The organism is Paenisporosarcina sp. FSL H8-0542 (assembly GCF_038632915.1).
In the GTDB taxonomy this organism is placed as follows: Bacteria; Bacillota; Bacilli; order Bacillales_A; family Planococcaceae; genus Paenisporosarcina.
Map to the genome: position 1 here is coordinate 2,704,156 of NZ_CP152050.1, position 24,949 is coordinate 2,729,104.

Sequence of the window (24,949 nt, forward strand, 5' to 3'; positions counted from 1 at the left end):
TAATAGAATAATTGGTATAATAAAAGGTTTTTTGGGTAATTATAAAATAGATAAAGATTTTTACCCATAAAATGGAACAAAATGAAAAGCCATTCGTCTAAACTAGTACGAATGACTACTTTTTAATTAATAGGTTTAACCCTACAAAATTTGGGGATATTAATAATAAAGAAAAGCCATTTGCCTCATTAGACAAATGACTTCGAACATAATATTATTTTGCCATTATAGCGCTGTACACCGCTGCTGAGAATTCAGCACGAGATGCTTCAGCATTAACTTTGTAATACGATGTTTGGAAAACTGTTGTTTGGTCAATTGTTTTTAATGCAACAATTGGATCGTGAGCCCAATACGTTTTTGGAACATCATTATATATAGAGGCCGTGTGAACTTGATTTTCTGTTGCAGCAGAAATTTTGAATGCACGGTCTAAAATTACGGCTAATTGTGATTTTGTTAAAGAATCATTCATTCCAAATCTTCCTGAAGTATAACCACTTAATATACCTGCTTCGTTCATTGCCGCTATATCTTTAGCAAAAGTATGATTTGTTGGAACATCAGAAAATCGAGATTGATTCTTAGGCGTTAATTTTAATACTCTATTTACCATCGCGGCAGCTTGTCCACGAGTAACTTCAGCATTCGGACGGAATTGTTGGTTTTCAAAACCATTGATTACACCATCCATATTTAGTTCCTTAATTGCTACATAGGCTGGATGCGTTGATTTCACATCCGTGAAATTACCATTTGTTACGGGTGGTGTAGATGCAACTGATGCACTTCCAATTCGTTTAGCACCCATATAATATTTTCCCCAGTAGTATGGGTCGTTTATGCTCGCTATTGCAATTCCTTTAGAAGAAGTTGCTGAGATAAATTGGCTATTTCCAATATAAATTCCTACATGAGATGTGTATCCCAAGTTATCGAAGAAAACTAAGTCTCCCGGTTGAAGATTTGATTTTGAAACAGAAGTGCCCTGTGAATATTGATTGGCAGCTGTTCTATTTAATGATATACCAGCAATATTTTTGAAAACATAAGATGTATATCCAGAGCAGTCAAACCCTGATGGAGTAATTCCACCATATTGGTATGGGACGCCCTGTAATGTTTTAGCGTAGTTCACGATTTCATTTTCTGTTGAAGCACTGGCTTGAGTCGTCATAAATGGCGCCACTGAGATCAGTAACACAGCGATGATCATCTGAGTAATACGTTTCTTCATTTTCCACCTCATGTAATTTTTGGAACCTAGACATAATATCTGGTTCATTTCTATAGTTTTAACAATCTATTTTAAATAATATCAGACATTTCATGATAGTTACTTTACGTTTAGGTTACAATTGTGTAACAATCGACAGAAAATTAAAAAACTCGAGGCGATAATCGCTTCGAGTTTTTCTTTTTTATTTAAAGACTGTCGGTTTTTGGGCTCTTGCTAAGAACACACTGTACGTTGACCTTGTCATTTTTGCATGAGGTTGGAATTGTGTTGTCGAAATACCTTTTGCTATTCCTTGTTGAACTAATGCCTGAATGGCTTCATAACTTGCCATGCCTGTATTCATATCAGAAAAATGTAAACCTTTATTAGGATCACTTGGGAACATGAATGCATTTTGTATGAGAATAGCCATCTCTGCGCGAGTCACAGCTTGATTAGGCTTAAATGTACCATCCGGAAAACCTGATAGAATTCCTTCTTCTAATGCAGACTGGATGTAGCCAGATGCAAAATTACCAGAACCTACATCTTTAAATGAAGTGACTCTCTCCTCCCCATTCAAATCCTTTGCTCGTCCAAGTAATGCTACTGCTTCAGCTCTTGTAATTTCTTTAGTGGGCTTAAATGATCCATCCTTATAACCATTCATTTGTTCTTTAAAGAACAAATAGCTGACATGACTTGAATACCACTGGGATTGATTCAAGTCAGTGAACGCCGGATTTTTTAATGTCACATTAACTTTTTCTGTTACAGCAGCTCCATTTTTCATTACAAAAGTAAAATTAAATGAATAAGTTCCCGCAGGACGATACAATTCCCACTTTGAGCCTGTCACTTCTTTTAGGGTAGTCCCATTTTCTGTTAGCTTCCAACTACTCACAGCATCTTTATTTTGTAATGTAAACAAGATCTGACCATTTGCTACTTTGGATTCCAAGAATGGTAGTTCTGTAATGATAGGCTCATAGGTAGCGACTCCATACCCAAACGTTTCATCTCGTCCTACTGCACCTAAATCCGTGGCTGTCACTTGCAACATTTGACGCAATTTTACATTTGATGCATTTGGGAATCGTTCTTTATAAAGTGCCAACACTCCGGTAACATGTGGAGCAGCCATAGAAGTACCTGATTGAGAAAAATATCCGTTCTTTAGGCCATCCGTTGTATCCAAATTTCTCGGATATGTACTAACTATAGATGAACCTGGTGCTGCAATTTCAACTTCTGGTCCACTTGAAGATTCAAGCAATTTCTCGTTTGTTGCAGTTATAGCAGCAACACCGATGACGCTGTCATATTTTGCGGGATATTGAACACTATCTTTTTGCAAAGACTCTCCTTCGTTCCCAGCAGCGGCAACTAGCACCATCCCACTTTGATACGCTTTATCCAATACCATTCGAAGCGCGGGGTCATCCCCGTTAGTTGTAACACTTATATTTAAAATATCTATATCATTCTTAATGGCCCACTCTACACCAGCGACTAAACTGGCAGTAGAACCGCCTCCATTACGATTTAACGATTTAATTGCAAATAATTCAACATTTGGCGCTACACCTTGAATACCTGCATTATTCTTCAGCGCAGCTATTGTTCCCGCAACATGTGTTCCATGACCGTTGTCATCATCGTAAGACACAGATTGTGGGCATTTCACTTCTAAACTGCAAAAGCCTCCACGAACAAACAAATCGGAATGCTCCGTGTCAATTCCTGTATCCAGAATACCTACCTTAACGCCTTTTCCTGTATAGGGTGTAACTTGTGTAGGCGTAACTTTAAGTTGTTTAAAGGATACTGGGACTGAATCCGCTGAAATTTGATAATCAAAATCTGGCAGGATTTGAACATTTGATGAATCCATCTTAAGTTCATTCAGTTGTGAAGATGTTACTTCAAGTTCAAATACCGGGATAGTGTCGAATTCACGCAGTATCTTGTAATTATCGAGTAAATCTTTCTGGCTATCGTTTACTTTTACTAGAATGTGATGCGTTGTTTCCGCAACTACTTCATGATTGGGTAAACTACCAAAAAGTAAAAGCGCAGACAAAGCAATACTCCCAATGTATTTCACGCTATCGCCCCCTATCTCTTTTTCTCATTATACTTTTAATTGACTCATATGAAAAACGCTGACCTAAATTTTCTTTAGATCAGCGTTTTTGGTTTAATGAAGTTTAGGAGAAGGTTTGCCGTTTACCGTGTTATATAATGGCAACACATCTTTTCGCCCTTCATAGTGGTAGAAATAGTCAAGAGTTGCCATGAAGATAGCTTTTGCCATTTGGTCACGACGTGTAGATGATGCGATATACGCATTATCAGTCTTGTTATCGATAAATCCGATTTCTGCTAAAGCTGCAGGCATTGTATTCTCACGTAATACATAGTAGTTCCCAGGTCTAGCACCACGATCTGCCAAATCCCATGCTTCTAGCATACGATTTTGAATATATGTGGCAAGAGCCTTGGAATCATTTACATATGGATTAGTTGCAGCTGTTCGATAATAATAAGTTTCTGTTCCATTCGCTGAACCATTCAGTGCATTTGCATGCATACTGATGAAAATATCACCATTGTTTTGCGAAGCAAATTTAGTACGTGCGCCCAACTCAAGAAAAACATCTGTGGATCTTGTCAATTTTGCCTGAATTGGTGTTTTATCGAAATATGTCTTAATTAATTTGGAAATGCTCAATACGACATCTTTTTCTTTATAACCAAACCCCTGAGCGCCTGGATCGTGTGCACCGTGACCTGGATCGATGATGACAACTAAATCGCTAGGTACAGTAGTAGGTGGCGGTGTTACGACAGGAGGCGTTGGATTATTCGGATCTGGCACATCTATTTGGATATATGAACTATGTACAAATCCTTCTTTTCCATTTACACGTATGAAAGACCAATCTCCAATTGTATATCCATATTCAACGACTTGTCCCTTGTTTACTTTTACCAAAGAAGGGTATTGTGTATTAGGACCAGTGCGGACGTTTAAACTATCTACATTTACATACATAGGACGGTTAAACGTTTGTTCATCAGACGTACGGAATTGACTATGAATTCCACGAGCTAAGAATACAGAGAAGTCTGCTCGAATAATCGTCTCAGATGCACCAAATGAACCGTCAGCATAACCTTGTGCGATTCCTTTTTCCATCAGACGAGAAGAAGCAATTGATACAGAGTTTGCTCCATAGCCAAATGAACGACTAATTAAAAGAGCCATTTCACCTCGTGTCAAAGTTTTGTTAGGTTGGAATTGACCATTAGGATAACCTGAAATAATCCCCTTATTTACCATTTGTTGAATATAACCAGATGCAAAATAGTTTGAAGAGACATCCGAAAAGGATGTTGGCTTTTTCTCTCCATTCAAACCAAGTGCACGCCCTAGCATAGCAGCAGCCTGTCCACGCGTTACTTGTTGGTTCGGTGAGAAGGATGTCGAAGAAATTCCGTTCGCAATTCCCCCTTCTACTAAATAATAGATTTCCTCTTGGGCCCTATGAGTAGTTCCAACATCACTAAATGATGTGTTAGCCGAAGCTTGTGTTACAGGAAACCCTAATCCAATGAATACTGCAGCAAAGAAAGCATACAACCATAATTTTTTCAAATCGCAAAATTCTCCTTTTTCTATGTTGTAACGGAATCGTAACATAAAATTTGCCAAATTTCTATGTTTCTATTGGTCTATATTTTACCAATAATCGACTTTTCACTCTAGTTTGCTGTATTTTAATAGGAAAAAGACCTCACTCTGTGAGGTCTTTTGTAATTTAGTTAATGAATTTGACAGATTGTAAGAAGTTATAAAGAATTTTTGCCATTTGGCCACGTTCAGTATCTTGTGAAGGACCAAACGTTCCATTGCTGTAACCATTGATGTATCCAGCTTGATAAACTTTTTGAACGTGTGGTCGTGCAGTGTTACCGATGTAACGGTAATCTGTAAAATTCGTAATCTTTTTAGTCGTGTCTACTTTAACGCCATCAGTGCCGATAAAATCAAGTGCACGGCTAATCATGATTGCCGCTTCATCACGAGAAATTTCATCATATGGACGGAATTTACCTTTCGCATCACCCTTAACAATTCCAGCTTCAACTACTGCTGCAATTTCACCATTAAGATTGAAAGCTTGTTTTGAAGAGACATCAGTAAATTTAACATTTGAAGATTTCGAAATTAATCCAAGACCACGAGATAAAATTGCAGCAAACTCACCACGTGTAATTTCACGGTTTGGAGAGAATGTTGTTGCAGTCGTCCCTTTAACTACCATACGAGAAGCTAATTTCTCAACATATTCTTCTGACCAGTTTTTACCGTTATTTACATCATTAAATGTCTTGAAGTTCTCAATTAGTGTGTAAACCGAGTTACTGTTACGGTAAAGATTAGCTCCTTTATCTTCTACAAATGTCGGAACTGCTACGACTGAACCGTCAGCATTGACTACCACACCAACTGTTGTTAATGGGTTTAAGGTTGTAGGAGTACTAATTGAACGTTGAACAGGTTTACTGAAGTTTTTCAATTCGATTGTTTTATTATCCGGTGCTACTAAAGAAAGTTTGAAATCAATTGCATCAGATAGTGTTTTAAACCCAGCTTTTCCTGCTAGTGGGTTTGCGACTTCATCAACTGTTACTACAAATTTTAATTCAGCAGAAGCAACACCTAGCGACGCAGCAGCTGCCAAAAGGTCAATCTGCGAAACAGGAACTTCATATGTAGCGTCTCCAGAAACGATAACAACAACAGCCTCGTTATTTTTGTTTTCAAGAGCAGCTAGGATTGTTGCAGGAATATTAACAACTACAACCCCAGCATCTAATTTAACAACTAACGCTTCAACAGTTGCCGCTTTCGTAATTGCATCGATTACAGATTGTGGATTTGACTCAATTGTTGATCCACCCGTTGATACCTCACCTTTATTTACCTCAACTGGAGGTGGTGTTGGTCCTGGAGTACCACCGCCTGGATTTCCTGTGTCGACACCGAATTTTCCGTCATAAATAGTCGCAACTTTTGCAAAAGCAGGTTTAGCGTCATTAATTATTCCAACACTCAAGATATCTTGGAGCTCATCAAAAACTCTAGTTAATACGAACTTATCTGTAATTGCTTTTTTTACATCTGGATAACTTGTTGGGGAAATTAGTGCATTCACAAATTCGTTAAATAAAGTTGTCCCTTTTGTATTGTTCGCATAGTTAGTAAAAACTTTAGTTTCAGTTTCTACTAAGAATGAAGTAAAAGTAGCTTTTGTAAATGTAGTAGAACCTACTTGTACATCAAATGCTTTTTGTAATTCAGCATCACTTACCTTTGAGTAGAAACTATTAATAGAAGCTTTTAAGTTAGTTGTTGTACTTGCGGCAAATAAAGGAAGAAGATACGTAAGAACTTTCTGCTCTTCAGCAGTTAAAGTACTTTTATTAAGCATTCTTTCTGCAACATCTACCCAGTCACTTTTGGCAGCTAAGTAATTTCGGGCTGCATGTAATTTAGATAAGTCATCTTTAGTCAAACTTGGATCCGCATAAACTACATCTAATTGATTAAGGAACGTTTCCACGTTACTAGGTAGAGAATCCTGCTCTGCTGCACTAGTCTTCTCAGCATTTATACCTACTGCTATCACGGGTGTGAATGCAACCGCTCCTGCGATTATTGCTTTTATAGTCTTATTATCACTAGAAAATTTAATCATTATATCACCTCTTGGTTATATTTGCTTATTACGTAGTGTTTATTATAGTCCATAGATTTTCCAACCACAACCGAATTTACCAAATATATTGAAATTGGATTGTCTTTTCAATAATTCTACTTGGTTCATGTCGAATTATGGTAATCTTATAGTAGAATTTATTTAGGAGGCGTCTGCGCGTGAAAAAGCATTGGAAGAAAATATTAGCTGCTTTCGTAGCTTTATTTTTAATCGTTGGTGGATATTTAATTTACATTTTTCAAATTAAGGAATATGATATAGCCGATTCAGAAGTCACAGAAATTACTAAAGAAACATATAAAATTGACTTACCAGATGGCACTACTATTGAATTAGATGAAGATGGCAACATTGTTGAATCGGAGGTTAACAATAATATTCCGGTCGTGTCTACTGACAATGGATCTTCAGGTACAAATTCTAGTAACGGAACAACAAATGACGACTCTTCTTCTGGTACAAAAACGAGTACAACTGGTAATGCGGGGAATTCATCAAAGGGAGGATCCAGCACAGGCAACACCCCTGATAGTGGTGTAACAGTTGCTTCTATTAAACAGAAATATGAACCCGTAATGTCGAGTCTGCAATCTCAGGCAAATAGCCGTATTGATGCATTAGTTGGTCGTGCATATTCAGAGTATCAAGGAAAAAAAGCAAATGGTGAATCAATTAACTACGCTTACTTCTACAACAAATACACTTCAGCTGCTTCTGAATTGGAAGGCCGAACAGACAAAGTATTTTACTCAGCAATTTCAGTTATTGAAAAGGAACTTGTAGCAAATGGTTATGGAAAGTCCCACGCTCAAAGTTTAATAAATGACTATGAAGCTGAAAAAGAAGCTCGACGTAGCGCACTATTAGATAAGGCAATGAATAGATAATAAGTCTTCCTGACCGAAATACCGGTCAGGATTTTTTAATAGAAAAATTATCTATTAAACATTACTATTATTGAGTTGTATATTATAAACTCTTTTTTAAAATACAATGACATACCCTCACTCATTTCATCCTTAAAAAAACAATAACCCCGACATCAAAAGATGCCGGGGTTATTTTACAATTTATTAATTACTCAATTAGTTAGCAGCAGGAGTAGCAACGTCAACGATGCGACCTTCTACTTTTGGATCAACTTTATCCAATGTCTTGATGTAATCGATGAAGCTTGTGTAATCAACGATACCTGGTTCAGACACACGGCCTTCATTGTAAGCCGTTTTGAACATTTCGTAACCGTCCCCACCTTTAGCAGTGAATGTGTTAGTTGCTACGAAGTAGTTTTTCGCATCTTCAAGAGCCACATATTCAGGTCCAACTTTTACTTGAACTTTTGTTACACGTTTGCCCGCTTCTTTTGAACTATCATACTCAAATTTCATGCCAGCTACGTGTAAGAATGCACCGTTTTCTTTTGGTGCTTGAGACACTGAATGTTCCAAAGCAGCTTTGATTTCAGAGCCTTTAAGGTCTATGATTGCCAATGCATTACCAAAAGGCATAACTTTCAATACTTCACCAACTGTAATGTCACCCGCATCGATTGAACTACGGATACCCCCTCCGTTTTGAAGAGCGATTACCGTATCTTTATTGATAACTTTTGCTTTTGCAAGCATACCGTCAGTCATCAAGTTTCCAAGGTTTGTTTCATTGAAGCGGACACTTGACTTGCCTTCTGTATCACCAGCACGTTGTCCATCTAACATCGCTACTGCTGTTGTACCTGTAGATTGAGTTTTAATAGCTTCAACTTCTGCTTTATACGGAGCTAATAATTTCACAGCGCCTTCATCAGCAGCAAAGTTTTCAGCCTTCATTTCTAAATATTCTCCAGCAAAGACTGAAACTTCGCCTTTTTTATTGAAAGTAACATCAAGAGTTCCTAATAATTTACCATATTCATTTGCCGTTACGATAACTGTTGGAGCGTCGAACGCTTTAGATACTACCGGAGCAGAAATTTTCGAATGTGTATGGCCACCAACAATAACATCGATACCTTCAACTTGTTTCGCTAATTCCAAGTCATTATCAAATTTCAAGGAATCATCTAAACCAAGATGAGTAAGTGCGACAATTTTATCTACGCCTTGTTCTTGAAGTGCTTTTACAGACGCTTTTGCTGATTCAATGTAGTTTTTGAATTCAACTTTCCCTGTTGAAGAAATTGTTGGTGTTTCTTCAGTTGTTAAGCCAAACACACCTACTTTTTCACCATTAACATCTAAAACCACACCATTATAGATTTGTCCATCTTTGTATGATGAAGCGTAAGTTTTTGATTGAAGTCCGTCAAACAATGGGTCTTTCGAGAAATCCACGTTAGCAGATACCAATGGGAATTTTGCATTTTTGATGAATTCCGTTAAAGACTTGTGGCCATCTTTTGAAGATCCCAAATCGAATTCATGATTACCAAAAGTCATGGCATCATAACCAAGGTAGTTCATCATCTCAACGTCTGCAGCGCCTTCAAATGCGTTGAAGTAAAGATCTCCAGAGAATACGTCACCAGCATCTAGTAAAATATTGTTTTCATTTTCTGCACGTACTTCTTTAATTGCAGTAGCACGGAATGGAGCTGTTTCCAGGTATGCATGTGTATCATTTGTATGCATGACAGTTAAATCATAGAAACCAAAATGTTCTTTTGCACGATCAAGGAACAACGCAAGTTCACCACGTCTCACTGCGTACCATGAACCATACTTTGTTTCTGTTTGTCCATTTGTGATTCCAGCTTTAACAAGTGCATCAACATATTTTGCAAATCTAGGATTTACATCTGTAAATTTAGTCTTTGTAACGCTCTCATCGATTGGTAGCTTAGCAGCATTTGCTAATATCTTAGAAGTTTCATCACGAGTCAAATCGTCATAAGAGCCAAACGATTTATTCGTCTTACCGTTTACAATCTTCGCTTCTACCAATGCATCAACTGCCCATTTTGCACGAGCTGGTACATCAGTGAATCCAGAGCTCTTATACTTTCCATCTTCAGAAAAACCTAATGCACGTGCAACTTGAACCGCTGCATCTACTCGGTCAATGTTTTTGCTAACACCGAATTGTGTATCAGTTAGCCCTTTAGATATACCGCTTCCCACCAAAAAGTTAACCGCATCACTATATTTCTCACCTACATCAGTGAATTTCACTTCGTCAGCTGATGCAACTGGTGCAAATGCCATGGCTACGGCCGCAGCAGTAACAGTAGTAGCTAAGAATTTCTTATTAGACAATTTCGACATGTACAAATTTCCTCCTTCGAATATGTAGGTTATTAGGTAAAAACTCTTACCCTATTAATTTTACCAATATTCCCATTAATAATATAGTTTATTTACAAAATCTTCATTTTTTTGCAAGCGTTTTCTTATCATGTAAAAAAGAAGCCCATTTTAAATGGACTTCTTTTTTTTAGACCTATACTTTTCAATGAAATAAATAGAGATTAATGCCAAACCCGCACCAAATGAATCCAACAAAACATCATGTATCGTGGGTGTCCGCCCGCCTGTCAGTGATTGATGAAATTCATCAGCAATCGCCAGTACTACTGTAAGGATGAATGCCATCCTTAAGCGACCTACCATGATATACGCGGCAATAGCAAGAGCACCAAACGTAACAACATGTGCTCCTTTTCTGATTATAAATTCAATAAATGCATGGTACCCACGTTCTTCCACAGAAACGATTGTCCCCCAATAAGGAATTTGCAAAAGAGATAAACCACCTTTAAAAGGTTCGTTCGGGAGCCATCTAATGAGGTCAGGAATCAACGACTGTTCTTCATACGTTTGAGCAGAAGAATAAAATAGTGTTGCTAGGATGAAGATAAATAGAATGTACTTTTTCATATTTTCAAGTTTAGCACACTTCCTAGATTTATTCGTGCTGAAGGGTGATTGTGGATCAGGAGTTGGAAATCTGCATTTCGTGCATGGTTATCTAGATTTCGATTAGCGTTATCTTGAATTCGTGGTGTGTTTTCAGGAATTGGTATCAAAGTAAATTGGTATCTACATTTGGTGCGCAGATATCTGTATTTCGTGATGACTTATCTAGATTTCGATTAGCGTTATCTAGAATTCGTGATGTGTATTCTGGAATTGGTGTCAAAGTAAATTGTTATCTACATTTGGGGCGCAGATATCTGTATTTCGTGATGACTTATCTAGATTTCGATTAGCGTTATCTAGAACTCGTGGTGTGTTTTCTGGAATTGGTATCGAAGTAAATTGTTATCTACATTTCGTCCGACGTTATCTGTATTTCGTGCTGACTTATCTAGATTTCGATAAGCGTTATCTTGAATTCGTGGTGTGTTATCTGGAATTGATGTCAAAGTAACTTGTTATCTACATTTGGTGCGTAGATATCTGTATTTCGTGCTGACTTATCTGGAATTGGTTACACCCTTCATAACATTGAAAAATGGCAGTCTAAGTTAGACTGCCACATAATTTCTCATATCTATTTACTTGAAAACATATGAACCCAATAGATTCGGCCATTTGAATCTTTCTTTATTCCAGCACCGATATTGGTATAGTCTTTGTTTAAAATATTGGCTTTATGACCTGGTGAATTCATCCACGCAGTTACAACTTCCTGCGGTGTTCGTTGACCATATGCAATGTTTTCTCCGAAGCTGCTATAACTATAGCCGAACTTCTCAGCCATATCCCAAGGCTTCCCATACGTTGGAGAGGTATGATCGAAATAATTGTTTTTTACCATGTCTTCCGCTTTTACTGTAGCTATTTTAGATAATGGTGCATCTGCCACTAATGCAGGAAGACCCGCTTTCGCGCGTTCAAGATTCACCAAGTGAATGGTTTGTTTTGCGGTATCATCAATTGCAAGCGTGGAATCGACATAGACTTTATTTGTGCTGTCATACTTAATCACACCTGAATCTCGTTTTTGATCCCAAGTCATCGCACGATCGATGAAGACCGACAATTGCGCACGTGTGACTTTGGCGTACGGACTGAAATAGTTCCATGAAACTCCTTCAGAAATTTTCACTTCTGCCAAAGTAGTAATGAATGGTTTCCAGTTGTCTTGTGGCACGTCTTTGAAAGTAACTTGGTGATTATCGTCAATTTTAATTTGGTATGCCACTACCAGAACTTTAGCCATTTGCGCACGACTCAATGGTGCATCAGGGTTAAATGTTGTCGCATTTGAAAAGATTCCTTTTTCAGTTAAAGCGCGTATTTCTTTAAATGCCCAGTGCGTTGAAGGTACATCTTGATAACTCGTTTTGAAAGTTGAATCAAGCGGTAGCTTTAACGCACTCGCCAATATTTTTGCGGCTTGTGCACGGGTAACTTGATTGTTCGGACCAAACGTCCCATTACTATATCCATTAATTATTTTTGCATTTGAAAGCGTTATAATTGAGCTATATGCCCAATGTTCCGTTGAAACATCCGGAAAACCAGCAGCTTGACTACTTGTCGGAACGAACAAAGTAATAGCGAGTAATGCCGCAACAATAAACTTTACGGGTTTCATTCTCCCACATCCTCTCCATATTACTCTACCAAAAAATAGAATAATTTTAATGAGGATAAGGAGGCACGAAAATAAATCTATGATATTGGAAGATTGTTGAAATTTGAAGGGATTTATGTTGGTGTAGGGTGATAAGTTTTAATAAATCTTGTGAGATATCATAATATTTGATAAATTCATAAAAAGGAGATGATTTTTATTCAACTAAATCGAGATATTCCTGCAGGATTATTTTCTCTTCGGCGATTGCATCGTCGATTATCGGTAAATCACCCCCAATTTACCGACATTAATCAAGATTTGTATAATTCCAACGCAGGTCATGCTGGAGAAGCATATATTGATTCTGTCTTATCGACCATTCACTTCCCTATCCCCCATATATTACTTCCCAATATTCGAATCCATGAAAAAGACATTCCTTCCACCCAAATTGATATTTTAATATTCACAACCGCTTATGCATTAATAATAGAAGTAAAGAATTGGAGTGGAACAATATCCTTCCAACAAGTCGGACAAGTATTACAAACAAAAGATGGCATCGTAAGATCAATGGATTGTCCTACCGTTCAAGCAGATTACTATGTCGGGAATTTGCTAGATTGGTTTGTAAAGCATGATACACAATTACCTGTACATCGAATTGTCAGTTTCCCCTTTGCTTCCACCTTACTAATTGGAGCTGAGAATCGGGGTATTCATTCTGCAAAAGAGTTACCTATAATTCTTCGGAAATTAAATAAGCTCCCGCAGCAACTTACTCATTATCAATTTCAAACACTTTCTAGGAAATTACAAGAAGCAAATCTACCTTTCGAACACGCAACTGCATGCCAAAAATATGGAATACATCCCTCTGATCTTCTGAAAGGAATTTTCTGCCCGAAGTGTGAGAGCCGCTTATTGAAAAAAAGTAATCGAGTATATGTATGCTCCTCATGTCTTCATATTCCTGACAACCCTTTTTACGATACGATGATAGATTGGTTTACATTGGTCGGTAATCAGATTACAAATAGACAATTACGTTTATTCGCAGGTGTAGACAAATCCTATACGGTCGGTTATTTTATGAAAAAATCAAACTTCCCTTACTCAGGTCAAAATAAGGGAACAATCTATCATGTAAATGCTGAAGAAATGCATCGCTTTCTATCCAAAAAGGAAAAAGCTTGCTTCCGGAAATGACCGGAAGCTTTTCTATTGTAAGTAAGAATTATTGATTGATAAACTTCATGCAATTTGCTGCCAAATGCATATTTTTTGCCGTAAGAAATTTTCGGTTTTCATGAATTTTAGATATGAGTACTCGATTTCTAGATAAACACTGTCCAATGCGAGATATCACCTATTGAAATGTAGATATCACACGTCGAATCCTCGATATCCACCCGCGAATCCATGATTCCAGCGATAAACCCACAGCAACGTGCCATTTGCGGTGCAAATGGCACCATTTCAGCGCGTTTGAATTGTACGGTTTTCGTGAATTTTAGATATGAGACCTTGATTTCTAGATAAACACTGGCCATTTCAAGATATCCCTTTCTGAAATGTAGATATTACACGACGAATACTCGATATCCACCCGCGAATCCTTGATTCCAGCGATTAACCCACAGCAACGTGCCATTTGCGGTGCAAATGGCACCATTTCAGCGCGTTTGAATTGTGTGGATTTAGTGAATTTTAGATATGAGTACTCGATTTCTAGATAAACACTGGCCAATTTGAGATATCACCTATTGAAATGTAGATTTCACACGATGAATCCTCGATATCCACCCGCGAATCCTTGATTCCAGCGATTAACCCACAGCAACGTGCCATTTGCGGTGCAAATGGCACCATTTCAGCGCGTTTGAATTGTGTGGATTTAGTGAATTTTAGATATGAGTACTCGATTTCTAGATAAACACTGGCCAATTTGAGATATCACCTATTGAAATGTAGATATCACACAACGAATCCTCGATAGCCACCCGCGAATCCTTGATTCCAGCGATACACCCACAGCAACGTGCCATTTGCGACGCAAATGGCACCATTTCAGCGCGTTTGAATTGTGCGGATTTCGTGAATTTTAGATATCTGTATTCGATTCCTAGATAACCCAGGCACATTTCAAGATATCCCTTTCTGAAATGTAGATATCACACGACGAATCCTCGATATCCACCCGCGAATCCTTGATTCCAGTGAAAAACCCTCAGCAACGTGCCATTTGCGATTCAAATGGCACCAATTCAGCGCGTTTAAATTGTGCGGATTTCGTGAATTTTAGATATCTGTATTCGATTCCTAGATAACCCAGGCACATTTCAAGATATCCCTTTCTGAAATGTAGATATCACAAGGTGAATCCTCGATATCCACCCGCGAATCCTTGATATCCCCAGCCTGATATCCCCACTCGATATCCCCAGCTGATATCCTGAAAAGTATTACAAAAATCCCCCACTCTTTCAGAGAGTGAGGGATTGGGTCAGGCTTCTATTTTTTCCAAAAGGACTTTTTTCACTAAATTCTCGAGTAACTGTGGCAATTCAACGAATGCACTTTGGATGTGAAGCCGTTCCGTACGTTTGTGTGCGTCTTTTCCGAAGGGTCCCACGTTGAGAACTGGAGCTTTTAGATTTCGCATTTCATTAAAGGGAATGGAGTACGTATCGCCCCATACAGGTGTGTTGGCTTCAAACACCTGCCATCCCCCATTTGTATCTTCGTAGTTCACGTAACTCAAATCAGAGATTCCATTAAAATAATGAATCTGTTCAATCGCTAGATTAAATTCCGATTTACCCAGCTCTTTTATAAATTCCATACACTCTTCCACTAACGGATCGTCACTCGTATTGACTGCAGGATAATATGGTGGGGCAAAAAGGAGTACGATTGCAGGTGCCAACTCCTGACATTGAATCATCAGTGTATCAACGATTCGGAATGATTTTTCACGATCATCCAATTCCTGTTGATCCCGAACGGTCGTTTTGACTAATTCTACATAATCGTAGCCAAATTTCGAAACTGCGTGATTCATCAATTCCTCGTACTTCAATACCCGTATCTCACCAACTGGTGCTACATCCTCACGAGTACAAATCGCTTGATAGCTTGAGTTGCAATCATCCGCAGCTTCATTCGCTACACCTTCAAAAATCGACATGATTTCAGCAGCATTGCGTTTCATCAGAAACACATTATATAATGCTTTCGCACGATACGGTGTCTGCGCTGAATACTCCATTTTCAAATCTTTTTGCTGAATGGTTACGGGTAATGGAGTCTTCTCACCTAGAACAGTTTCCTGAAATAATGGATTATATTCCATACGCTGCGTTAAAAATGAAGCAATATAATTGGCCGTAATTCCACTAAGCGGTTCTCCCACATGTGTCTCCATGCCGTAAAAAAGGGCTGACGGCATAATTTTTCCGATGGATCCCGAATACAAATAATATTTATCGTCACCCGGTTGTTGTGCGAAAACGGGCTCGCTGTTTAAAAATAGCTTGTATGTGAGATCATGTTGCTCACGATATTCATTCAATTTAGATACTGCCGCTCTCATGCCAGAGCTGTTTACTTCTTCGTCTGGAACCGTCAATAACAGGATATTGACCGGCCATTGTTCATGACATGCTTTTTCGATAAGGCTCATGTGCAATACTAGACCCATCTTCATATCCATCGTGCCACGACCAAATAAATAATTACCTGATTCCAAATCAAGTCGGGCGTCTTCAGGCAATTCTTCTTTTACATCATGCAAGGCTTTCGTCAACATTTCCGGTTCAAAAGCCAATGCTTCGAGGTCACCGTATTCTTCGGTATTAACCGTATCGAAATGACTAATTAGCACAATCGTTTCTTTCGCTTCTGGATGTTTATATAAAGCAGTGAGAAACTTCCGACCAAGATCTGCCTCGCTTAATTCAATGTTTTTATAATGATCTTGGAAGTATGGAATATCCTGCAGTTTCGCTTGAACCTTAAACGGAAATTCTCGTTCTCCATCTGATAGCGTCATACTTTTCCAACTGACTACTTCACATAACAAGGTACGGAGTGCTTCTGGTGTTGACCACATAAGTTCTGTCATGATGTATTCCCCCTGTTTTTAAGACAAATATCTTTTAATGGTGCCCTAACCTATACGATTTTAAGTAATTCCCTTTGTTTTGAAATGAATGCTTCCATTCGATCCATTCCTTTTTCCAATACCGGCATTGCATATGCATATGAAATGCGAAGGAACCCTTCACCATATTCACTGAAGGCACTGCCTGGCACACATGCAACGCCTCCTTCTTTCAACAGACTTGTTGCAAAATCAAAGGACGTCATTCCGAATTCTTTAATAGAAGGAAAAATATAAAAAGCGCCATTTGGTTTAACCACATCAAGTCCCATATCAATCAGTCGGCCATATACGTAATCACGGCGGACAATGTACTCTTTATTCATTTCAGCAGGAACATCCCTGCTGTTGCTTAGCGCCTCGATTGCTGCATATTGGCTTGGAACTGGTGCACAAACGGAATTATATTGATGAATTTTAATGCAATGTTGCATTAGTGCTTCAGGACCTAATAAAAATCCGATGCGCCAGCCTGTCATAGAGTGAGATTTTGATAATCCGTGAATGAGGAACAAACGGTCTCTTAATTCTGGATAAGAACCAAATGAACGATGTTCGCCAGAAAAAGTGTTTTCACTGTATATTTCATCGGACAATACATAGATTTCCTGCTCTTTCAATACATCCGCCAAGGCATCCATTTGCTTGGAATCAATGGTGACACCTGTCGGATTTGATGGGAAATTGAATAGAACTGCTTTCGTCTTCTCGCTAATTAAAGCTTTCAGACGTTCGGGAGATGGTTGGAAGTCTGTATCTGAAGTATCTAAGTACTTTACCTTTGCACCACACATGGTAATGATTGGAGCGTAACCTGTATAGCATGGCGCCGGCAAAATCACTTCGTCTCCTTCTTCCAGGATGGTTCGGAAAACCGCATCAATGGCTTCGCTTGCACCTATTGTGACGATAACTTCAGTTTCCGCTTTATATGCAAATTCATATTTCTCCAAGAAAAAGCGACTGACAGCATTGCGCAACTCAATCATGCCGGCATTATGGGAATACCCAGTCAAGTCATTTGAAATAGCTGCAATCCCTGCTTGTTTGACGGCTTCAGGTGTTGGGAAATCTGGTTGGCCTATCGTTAAATTCACTGCATCCGGATAATGTACAAGCTGATTGGAAAACTGACGGATGCCTGAAACGGCAATTTTGGTAATGCGCTCATTTATCGTAAGTGGCATGGAATCTTCAACCCTTCTCATAGTAATGAAGAAATCTTCTTTCAATATTATCCATATGTTCCAGCATGGCATTTATGGCACTAGATACGTCTTGTTTTTCAAGAGCGTTGACGATGTCTTCATGCTCCCCGCTAGCTTCCATTGCAGAAACGGGGTACGTATTCGCAAGGATTAAAAAGGCACGATTAACACCAGTATTGATGGTATAAATCATTTCACATAATTTTGTATTCGGATTTTGATCAGCCAATAATAGGTGAAACTCCCGATCCAGTTCAATAAATTCATGAAAGTCATTTTTCTCCGCTGCCCGTTTTTGAAGCTTAAGATTACTCTTCAGAGATTTAAGAAATTCTGGCGTTGTAAATTTGGCAACTTGCTCAATATTGTACGTTTCGAGTAACTTACGGACTTCCATATGATGAAGTGCATCCTCTTTCGTGAAGGATGAAACACTCGCTGGTTTGCCAGTTTGTAAGACCACGAGTCCATCAGTTGCTAACCGGCGAATTGCTTCCCGAAGTGGTGTACGACTTATGCCCAATTCCAATGCGAATTTTTCTTCACGCAGTTCTTCATTAGGCGCAAGAGTACCCGTCAAAATATCTTTGCGGATTAAATCATAGGCTTGATCCGCTAATGAATCGGGTTTTTTTATCTTTCTCAACAGATGTCAACCTCTTTCAAAAACAACTTGTATTCTGTATACAGTATATGTGAATTATAACGTACAGGTGTCTCAAAGTATAGAGTGATTGTTTGATAAATTCTGTCATAATTTATCAAATGCAGATGAAGACAACATTGTATTACTAATTATCCACGATATTTTATAACAATAAATAATTATTAATTAAGAATTATTAATATTTTTTCAACCCATTTATTAGCATATTGTGTAAAATGATAGATAAGTGATAGTGTGCGTCATTAAGTAACTGAATGGGGGTTTAGAACATGGACTTTCCAAAAGAGGAAGTTGGTAAAAGAATTAGGTATTTAAGAAAATCGCAAGGATTTACTGCGGATGATTTAGCGAAAAAAGCTGGGGTCAGCCAAAGTATGATATCTCAAATAGAACGTGGACAAGTATCGCCTTCACTGGATACATTGTGGAAAATGAGTCATTGCTTAAAAGTTCCCGTCTTCACATTCTTTGTAGAAGAAGAGCAAGAAATCGTTACAGTTCTACGTAATAATGAACAGCCTGAAATGAAGCAACTGCGTCCGAATGTTACATATCAACACCTGTCACCTACTCAAGGGAAACAAATCAACTTTTTTAAATTGATTTTAGAACCAGGTGAACAATCAGAAAATCCCTTGATGTTTCACACGGGGGAAGAATGTGGGTATTTATTGACAGGGCAAATTCGTGTAGAGGTCGATGGAGAAGTATATGAGCTTTTTGAAGGGGACAGTATTTACTTCAACAGCAATCTACCTCATCGTTTTGAAAATGTCAGTCCACAAATAGCAACAGCAATTTGGGCCATGACTCATCCTTTTTGAATCTTTTTCGCCTGTGGTCCGTATACTAATGTATCGGAATCAAAAGGAGGAATAATTCATGCTAAAAAACCCAGGCATTGCCGCTGTATTAAGTTTCTTTTGGACCGGCGTCGGGCAAATATATAACGGCCAAATCATGAAAGGCTTAATCTTGATTGGCGTTCAACTAATCAACTCATTATTAATGTTCGTATTGATTGGCTTCATCACTTTCCCGCTTGTTTGGATATGGGGAATGTACGACGCATACCAAGTTGCCGATCGAATGAATAAACGCACTTACTGACCACTTCCAATTGGGAGTGGTTTTTTTATTCGCGGTTTTGAGTGATCTATTCGCGTTATTGTTCTTTCAATTCGCGGTGTCGACTCTTCTATTCTTCTTGTCCCATCAAAAAAGAGCCTTCCACAAATTCGGAAGACCCTCATTTTATATCCTTCTCACTCTGAGAGGGACTTTTTCAATTTATATTTTCTCCAAATATCTTCAGCAGCACCAGAGCCCAATATTACGCCTGCGACAATCAAAACAAGTCCGTAAATATGACGACTTGTGATGGTTTCATTAAGAAATACAGACGAACCCACCAAGGTGAACAATGTATTCAAATTCATGAAAATGGCTGCTTTAGAAGGGCCTGCCTTTCCTACTGAATAGTTATATAGCATATGTCCAACTGCTGTTCCAATCATGCCACTTCCAAAGAATGCTACCCAAAACATCGGTGGAACTTCTAAAAATGCTCGAATTTCGCCAGGTTCCTGGAACAAACTGATCAAGAACAATACGAATGATCCGATTAAGAACATGTAAGCTGTAAGCAACCTGGGATCCAGTGTTTTTGCAGCTTTACTGATAACCAAGTAACTGAAAACCTGTGTCAATATGGCTAGGAACACGAATACGTCACCAAAAGATAACCCAGAGGTTCCTTCTCCTGCAGCTAGTACTGTTGCGCTAACTCCGAACAATCCGAGTATTACTCCTACCCATTGCAATCTAGAGGGATAAATCCTCATAATCATTGACACTAATACCGCGGTTAGTACTGGACCTGTGCCAAGAATTAACCCGGCATTCGAACTTGTCGTCATGGTCAGTCCGATCGACAAAAAGTAATGGTGGCACACAACATTAAGAAGTGCACCAAGGACAATGAATTTCCATTCTTGTTTTGTCGGTTTTCTGACGATGCGAAGTACCGCTAAAATCGAAAATACGGTTAAACTGGCTAAAAAAATGCGAAAGGCAGTCATTGTTACAGGACGCACTTCGCTAACTAAATATTTTACGGCAGGCAAATTAAAGCCCCATATGAACATAACGAAAACGAGTATGCCATAGATTTTCCATTGTTTCACGTGGTTTTCACCTCACCATTTCTTCGTTTCTATGAAAAGCCTAAAGCGCTACTTTAGCCCGACGCCGGCGCTGGAAAGGTTCCCTTTGCGACGAGTAACCGCAGGAGCAAGATTCCCTTTGCGACGAGTAACCGCAGGAGCAAGAACCGATGCGATAGCCTACTTTCGCCTGAAGGTCTGAAGCTAAGGTGTGAGCTAGCGCTTGGGGCTAGACATAGCAATTCTATAATTTTAGATACCCCTTAAATAATTTAGCATGTTGATTGTAGCTAAAAAACAATAGAACAACCATCTTAATCCTTTAACTGACTAAAGTAAATGATTTATTTCTCGATATCGTATTGTTGTCTATTACAACATACTTTGCCACACAAGAGCTTTGCCCTAAAATCGATTCTTCCATATAATACTTTTAAAAATTTACTTACTCTTATTATCCCAAAAAAGAGCATCCACATGGATACTCTATCGTCTGGTTTTATCATGAATTATGACTTATTCTTCTAAATTAGGTTTTTGCTTTTGACTGCGCAGAGGAACTTCTTTAATGGTAAATGTCAAAAGTGTAGCGATCGCCATGACAATTGCCGCTACTAAAAATACATTTGATAAAGCAAATGTTAATGATTGTTGTAAGTGCAACATTAAATCATTAAATAGTGGCAACATTTGTTCAGGTAACTGTGCCCGAATGGACTCGAGTTGTGTATGATCCAATAATAAATTGGGGTTTTGGAATTTGCTTAATGTTTCTCTTGCAGCTTCAGGTACATTGCTTGAATCGAATGAAGCCATTTTATCTTTCATCGATGTATTCAATACTGTTCCGAGAACTGCCACACCAACTGTTCCTCCCAGGGATCGGAAAAGTTGAGTAGATGCTGTTGCTACACCCAAATATTCAGATCCAACGGAATTCTGAACAGTCATAGTAAATACGGTCAAGCCCATTCCGATACCAAAGCCCACCAAAATTAAGTAAAGCACAAGTAGCCACTGGGAAATGTCCATGTCCATTTGGGACAATAATAATAGACCAACGACAGAAACCGCCAGACCAAAAGTTGCTTGTCGCTTATATTTCCCTGTTTTTGTAATCAATTGTCCACCCCATGCACTCGCTCCGACTAAACCAAGAGTCATGGTCATCGAAATGAAGCTGGAATGTGTTGCGGAATATCCTAGTACGCCTTGAACGAAATAAGGCACATACATGAGACCACCGAACATGCCTATTCCTACCGCAAAGCCAATAATATTTGAGAATGTAAAATTGGCATATTTAAACAAGTGCAAAGGCAATATTGGACTCTTCGCTCGGTTTTCAGCCCAAATAAACAACCCCAAGGAAACAATCGATCCTGCGAATAACGACAAGATGATGTCTGATGACCAATCATATTTAGAACCAGCCCATGAAAACGCAAGCAACATTGGAACCAATGTTCCGGTAAGGAAGAAAGTGCCTAAATAGTCAATGGTCTCATTTTGGCGTCTTTCTGTTTTAGGGAACAGCCTTAATATCAATACAAAAGCGACAATACCTAGTGGCAAGAACACCCAAAATACCCATCGCCAGTCTAGATTATCGACAATATATCCACCAATAGTTGGTCCAAGAACACTGGATATACCAAATACAGAACTCATAATACCTTGCCATTTTCCACGTTCTCGAGGGGCAAACAAGTCTCCCACTGCCGCAAAGGCTGTAGGAATAATAAGGCCTGCACCCACACCCTGGATGGCACGATAAATGATCAACTGTTCAATATAAGCGGATGTGCCACACAAAAATGCGCCAACAGAGAATATTAAAATACCGATCAGAAAAAACGGCTTTCTTCCATAGATATCCGAAAGTTTACCAGCAACGACTGTCATAATAGCACTCGTTAACATAAAGCTGGTAAATACCCAACTGTAATAATTCAAACCACCTAAATCAGAAATGATTTTTGGCAAAGCATTGCTGACGATTGTTTGGTTAACTGCTGCAAAAAATAGTGCCCCAATAATCGCAATCATAATAGTTACTTTTTCTTTTTGTTTTAAATGTTCCATGTAGAAATCAAACCTTTCTCTCGTTTGGCTTAATTTTCTGAAGAATATTCATGACTGAGAGCATTTCTTCATTTGAAATATCGCCAAACGTTTTACTGAAATATGCAAACATTATTTCGTCCATTTTCTTCACGAGCGTTAATCCTTCATCAGTCAAAGTCATATAAACCGTACGTCGATCTGAATCATTGCGTTCGCGGATGAGATATCCTTTTTGCACCAATTTATCACTCGTCAATGTGACATAACTATTGGTTGAATTCAATCTTCGTGCCACATCGGACACACGAAGTGTACGATCTTCTTCCAATGCACGTAGGACCGTAAATTCATTAAATGGTATATATCCTTCAAATTCGACCGCAAAATCTTGTCGAGTACTTCTTATTAAATAGCGGAAAGATCGGACAAACTCCTGAATTATTTCTTTGCGATCGTTCATGGAAAAACCCCTTCAACATTAAATAGTTTAGTAACTTAACTACTTTAGTATAGTAAGCTTGGAACTGACAGTTGTCAAATTGTGTTGCTTTCCAAAACAAAAGTCAAAATTGTGCACACAAAAAAATCCATTCAACAGAAACCTGTCAAATAGAGTGAATAAGGCAGGACTGATAAATCTTGACCCAAATATATATAATATTAAGCAAGTATTGACGAAATAGCAGAATATTATTATGATACTATTTGTGTTAACTAAAATTAATAAATAGTTCACTTAATGAAAAGAGGTTATACATATGAGAAACGAACACCTTAAGATGTTAATTGTTACCGCTCTATTCGCAGCAATTATTGGGATTATGGCACAAATAACTATTCCCCTTCCACTAGTTCCAATTACTGGACAAACCCTTGCTGTTGGACTGGCGGCTACCATTTTAGGCAAGCGTTATGGGGTATTGTCCGTCTTAGTCTATATAATGTTGGGAATTGCAGGATTACCTGTATTTAGTGAAATGTCATCAGGGATCGGAGTAGTTTTTGGTCCTACTGGAGGCTATATAATTGGATTCATTCCAGCAGCCTTCTTAATAGGCTGGCTACTGGAGCGATTCGGATTTACAGTTAAAAATGCTGTCATCGCAAATATCATTGCGATGATTATTACTCTATCATTTGGTGCTGTTTGGTTGAAATTCGTCGCTGAACTAAGTTGGACTGCAGCTTTAACTGGCGGTGTAACTCCATTTATTCTGGTGGGAATAATTAAAGCAATACTTGCTGCAACTACAGGGATTCTAGTTCGTAAACGTCTAACATCTGCAAAGCTATTACCAGCTACAATTTCATAAGCGAAGACAATTGATTAACCCCGTATCTAAAAAAGAGCTTTGTAGATATGGGTTATTTACGCCCATCGAGTTTTCGATTCTCAAGGAACTATTTTACATAACGGAAAGTTAAAACAAGCACTGGAGATACTCACTCCGGTGCTTGTTTTCATTTAGTCCGTTACAACATTAAAACGTTTAAACGCGACAAAGTGTAGTTGCCAATACGGATTATCAAGTTTTGTGATTTCTACACCTTTTGATCCGGCATGAACAAATGTATTTTCTCCCATATAAATGCCCATATGGGAAATTCCTTCTTTGTATGTATCTTTAAAGAATACTAAATCACCTACTACAGGTACATTCACTTTGGATGATAATTTGAAATAATCTTCACTACTCATCCGAAGTATATCCAGCCCCGCAAACTGATGAACGTAATGAATAAAACCACTACAATCAAAGCCAGCAGGCGTTTTCCCACCGAAAACATATGGCGTTCCGACAAAGTTAGGAGCGATCGAAGCAATATTTGCATATACTGCTTGTCCAGTTATAGAAACTGGTTTGGCAATCGGCTCAACTGTTTGAGTTTTTTTCTTGAAAATAGAAGATTTCTTTAACTGTGCCATAGTTGAAGTATGTGTTTTTGTTGTGCTGTATGCCTCTACAATCGGACTTAAAGTTAAACTGAAAGTCGATAACATTAGACAAATTATTATTATTTTTTTCTTCACTATCTCTATCCCCCATCTAATCTCTGAAAATCTTATACTCATCATATTAAAATACGAAAATTCAGTCAATATAATTTATATTATAGAAACAACTCGTATTAAGAATAATTTTGTCAG

General features: G+C 38.3%; 21 protein-coding genes. 5 read left to right on the forward strand and 16 right to left on the reverse strand.

Annotation, left to right across the window (positions count from 1 at the left end):
- Positions 1-214: 214 nt before the first annotated feature.
- From MHH33_RS13805 to MHH33_RS13820, 4 genes are all read right to left on the reverse strand, one after another.
- Positions 215-1,237, reverse strand: a complete 1,023-nt coding sequence (locus MHH33_RS13805; protein ID WP_342542046.1) for a C40 family peptidase — start codon at positions 1,235-1,237, stop codon at positions 215-217.
- A 184-nt stretch (positions 1,238-1,421) separates the two neighbouring features.
- Positions 1,422-3,326: a S8 family serine peptidase gene (locus MHH33_RS13810; RefSeq protein WP_342542047.1), complete on the reverse strand. Its 1,905-nt coding sequence runs from the start codon at positions 3,324-3,326 to the stop codon at positions 1,422-1,424.
- 93 nt (positions 3,327-3,419) lie between these two features.
- Positions 3,420-4,880 carry an N-acetylmuramoyl-L-alanine amidase gene (locus MHH33_RS13815; RefSeq protein ID WP_342542048.1) on the reverse strand — a complete coding sequence of 487 codons (1,461 nt, stop codon included), beginning with the start codon at positions 4,878-4,880 and terminating at the stop codon, positions 3,420-3,422.
- A 163-nt stretch (positions 4,881-5,043) separates the two neighbouring features.
- Positions 5,044-6,987, reverse strand: a complete 1,944-nt coding sequence (locus tag MHH33_RS13820; RefSeq protein ID WP_342542049.1) for an S-layer homology domain-containing protein — start codon at positions 6,985-6,987, stop codon at positions 5,044-5,046.
- A 179-nt stretch (positions 6,988-7,166) separates the two neighbouring features.
- On the opposite strand from MHH33_RS13820, the gene MHH33_RS13825 reads away from it, so the two are divergent.
- The gene (locus MHH33_RS13825) at positions 7,167-7,895 is read left to right on the forward strand and encodes a hypothetical protein (RefSeq protein ID WP_342542050.1); all 729 of its coding nucleotides are present in this window, start codon (positions 7,167-7,169) and stop codon (positions 7,893-7,895) included.
- 198 nt (positions 7,896-8,093) lie between these two features.
- Here MHH33_RS13825 and MHH33_RS13830 read toward each other — a convergent pair whose 3' ends face one another.
- From MHH33_RS13830 to MHH33_RS13840, 3 genes are all read right to left on the reverse strand, one after another.
- The gene (locus MHH33_RS13830) at positions 8,094-10,268 is read right to left on the reverse strand and encodes a 5'-nucleotidase C-terminal domain-containing protein (protein WP_342542051.1); all 2,175 of its coding nucleotides are present in this window, start codon (positions 10,266-10,268) and stop codon (positions 8,094-8,096) included.
- A gap of 150 nt (positions 10,269-10,418) precedes the next feature.
- Complete coding sequence (locus tag MHH33_RS13835; RefSeq protein WP_342542052.1) at positions 10,419-10,880, reverse strand: VanZ family protein; 462 nt, start codon at positions 10,878-10,880, stop codon at positions 10,419-10,421.
- A gap of 616 nt (positions 10,881-11,496) precedes the next feature.
- On the reverse strand, positions 11,497-12,546 hold the full coding sequence (locus MHH33_RS13840; RefSeq protein WP_342542053.1) for an S-layer homology domain-containing protein: 1,050 nt from the start codon (positions 12,544-12,546) through the stop codon (positions 11,497-11,499).
- A gap of 189 nt (positions 12,547-12,735) precedes the next feature.
- On the opposite strand from MHH33_RS13840, the gene MHH33_RS13845 reads away from it, so the two are divergent.
- Positions 12,736-13,737 carry an NERD domain-containing protein gene (locus tag MHH33_RS13845; protein WP_342542054.1) on the forward strand — a complete coding sequence of 334 codons (1,002 nt, stop codon included), beginning with the start codon at positions 12,736-12,738 and terminating at the stop codon, positions 13,735-13,737.
- 128 nt (positions 13,738-13,865) lie between these two features.
- Here MHH33_RS13845 and MHH33_RS13850 read toward each other — a convergent pair whose 3' ends face one another.
- From MHH33_RS13850 to MHH33_RS13870, 5 genes are all read right to left on the reverse strand, one after another.
- Positions 13,866-14,081 (reverse strand): hypothetical protein, encoded by a 216-nt coding sequence (locus tag MHH33_RS13850; RefSeq protein ID WP_342542055.1) that lies wholly within the window; start codon positions 14,079-14,081, stop codon positions 13,866-13,868.
- Positions 14,082-14,259: 178 nt separating this feature from the next.
- On the reverse strand, positions 14,260-14,475 hold the full coding sequence (locus MHH33_RS13855) for a hypothetical protein (RefSeq protein ID WP_342542056.1): 216 nt from the start codon (positions 14,473-14,475) through the stop codon (positions 14,260-14,262).
- A 559-nt stretch (positions 14,476-15,034) separates the two neighbouring features.
- A complete protein-coding gene (locus tag MHH33_RS13860; protein ID WP_342542057.1) occupies positions 15,035-16,654 on the reverse strand; it encodes a M20/M25/M40 family metallo-hydrolase in 1,620 nt (539 codons plus the stop codon).
- Between the two features lie 50 nt (positions 16,655-16,704).
- Positions 16,705-17,880 (reverse strand): aminotransferase class I/II-fold pyridoxal phosphate-dependent enzyme, encoded by a 1,176-nt coding sequence (locus MHH33_RS13865; RefSeq protein WP_342542058.1) that lies wholly within the window; start codon positions 17,878-17,880, stop codon positions 16,705-16,707.
- A gap of 7 nt (positions 17,881-17,887) precedes the next feature.
- A complete protein-coding gene (locus MHH33_RS13870) occupies positions 17,888-18,547 on the reverse strand; it encodes a GntR family transcriptional regulator (protein WP_342542059.1) in 660 nt (219 codons plus the stop codon).
- 290 nt (positions 18,548-18,837) lie between these two features.
- Between MHH33_RS13870 and MHH33_RS13875 the strand changes: the two genes are divergently transcribed.
- Positions 18,838-19,392 (forward strand): XRE family transcriptional regulator, encoded by a 555-nt coding sequence (locus MHH33_RS13875; protein WP_342542060.1) that lies wholly within the window; start codon positions 18,838-18,840, stop codon positions 19,390-19,392.
- 58 nt (positions 19,393-19,450) lie between these two features.
- Complete coding sequence (locus MHH33_RS13880) at positions 19,451-19,678, forward strand: hypothetical protein (protein ID WP_081637793.1); 228 nt, start codon at positions 19,451-19,453, stop codon at positions 19,676-19,678.
- A 155-nt stretch (positions 19,679-19,833) separates the two neighbouring features.
- On the opposite strand, the gene MHH33_RS13885 is transcribed toward MHH33_RS13880, so the two are convergent.
- The 3 genes from MHH33_RS13885 to MHH33_RS13895 form a co-directional block, all read right to left on the reverse strand.
- Positions 19,834-20,754 carry a DMT family transporter gene (locus MHH33_RS13885; RefSeq protein WP_342542061.1) on the reverse strand — a complete coding sequence of 307 codons (921 nt, stop codon included), beginning with the start codon at positions 20,752-20,754 and terminating at the stop codon, positions 19,834-19,836.
- A 495-nt stretch (positions 20,755-21,249) separates the two neighbouring features.
- On the reverse strand, positions 21,250-22,818 hold the full coding sequence (locus MHH33_RS13890; RefSeq protein WP_342542062.1) for an MDR family MFS transporter: 1,569 nt from the start codon (positions 22,816-22,818) through the stop codon (positions 21,250-21,252).
- Positions 22,819-22,825: 7 nt separating this feature from the next.
- Positions 22,826-23,260 carry a MarR family transcriptional regulator gene (locus MHH33_RS13895; RefSeq protein ID WP_342542063.1) on the reverse strand — a complete coding sequence of 145 codons (435 nt, stop codon included), beginning with the start codon at positions 23,258-23,260 and terminating at the stop codon, positions 22,826-22,828.
- A 298-nt stretch (positions 23,261-23,558) separates the two neighbouring features.
- Here MHH33_RS13895 and MHH33_RS13900 point away from each other — a divergent pair, with 298 nt between their 5' ends.
- Entirely contained in the window at positions 23,559-24,113 is a 555-nt protein-coding gene (locus tag MHH33_RS13900) for a biotin transporter BioY (protein ID WP_016428112.1), read from the forward strand.
- 152 nt (positions 24,114-24,265) lie between these two features.
- On the opposite strand, the gene MHH33_RS13905 is transcribed toward MHH33_RS13900, so the two are convergent.
- The gene (locus tag MHH33_RS13905) at positions 24,266-24,832 is read right to left on the reverse strand and encodes a C40 family peptidase (protein WP_342542064.1); all 567 of its coding nucleotides are present in this window, start codon (positions 24,830-24,832) and stop codon (positions 24,266-24,268) included.
- Positions 24,833-24,949: the final 117 nt, after the last annotated feature.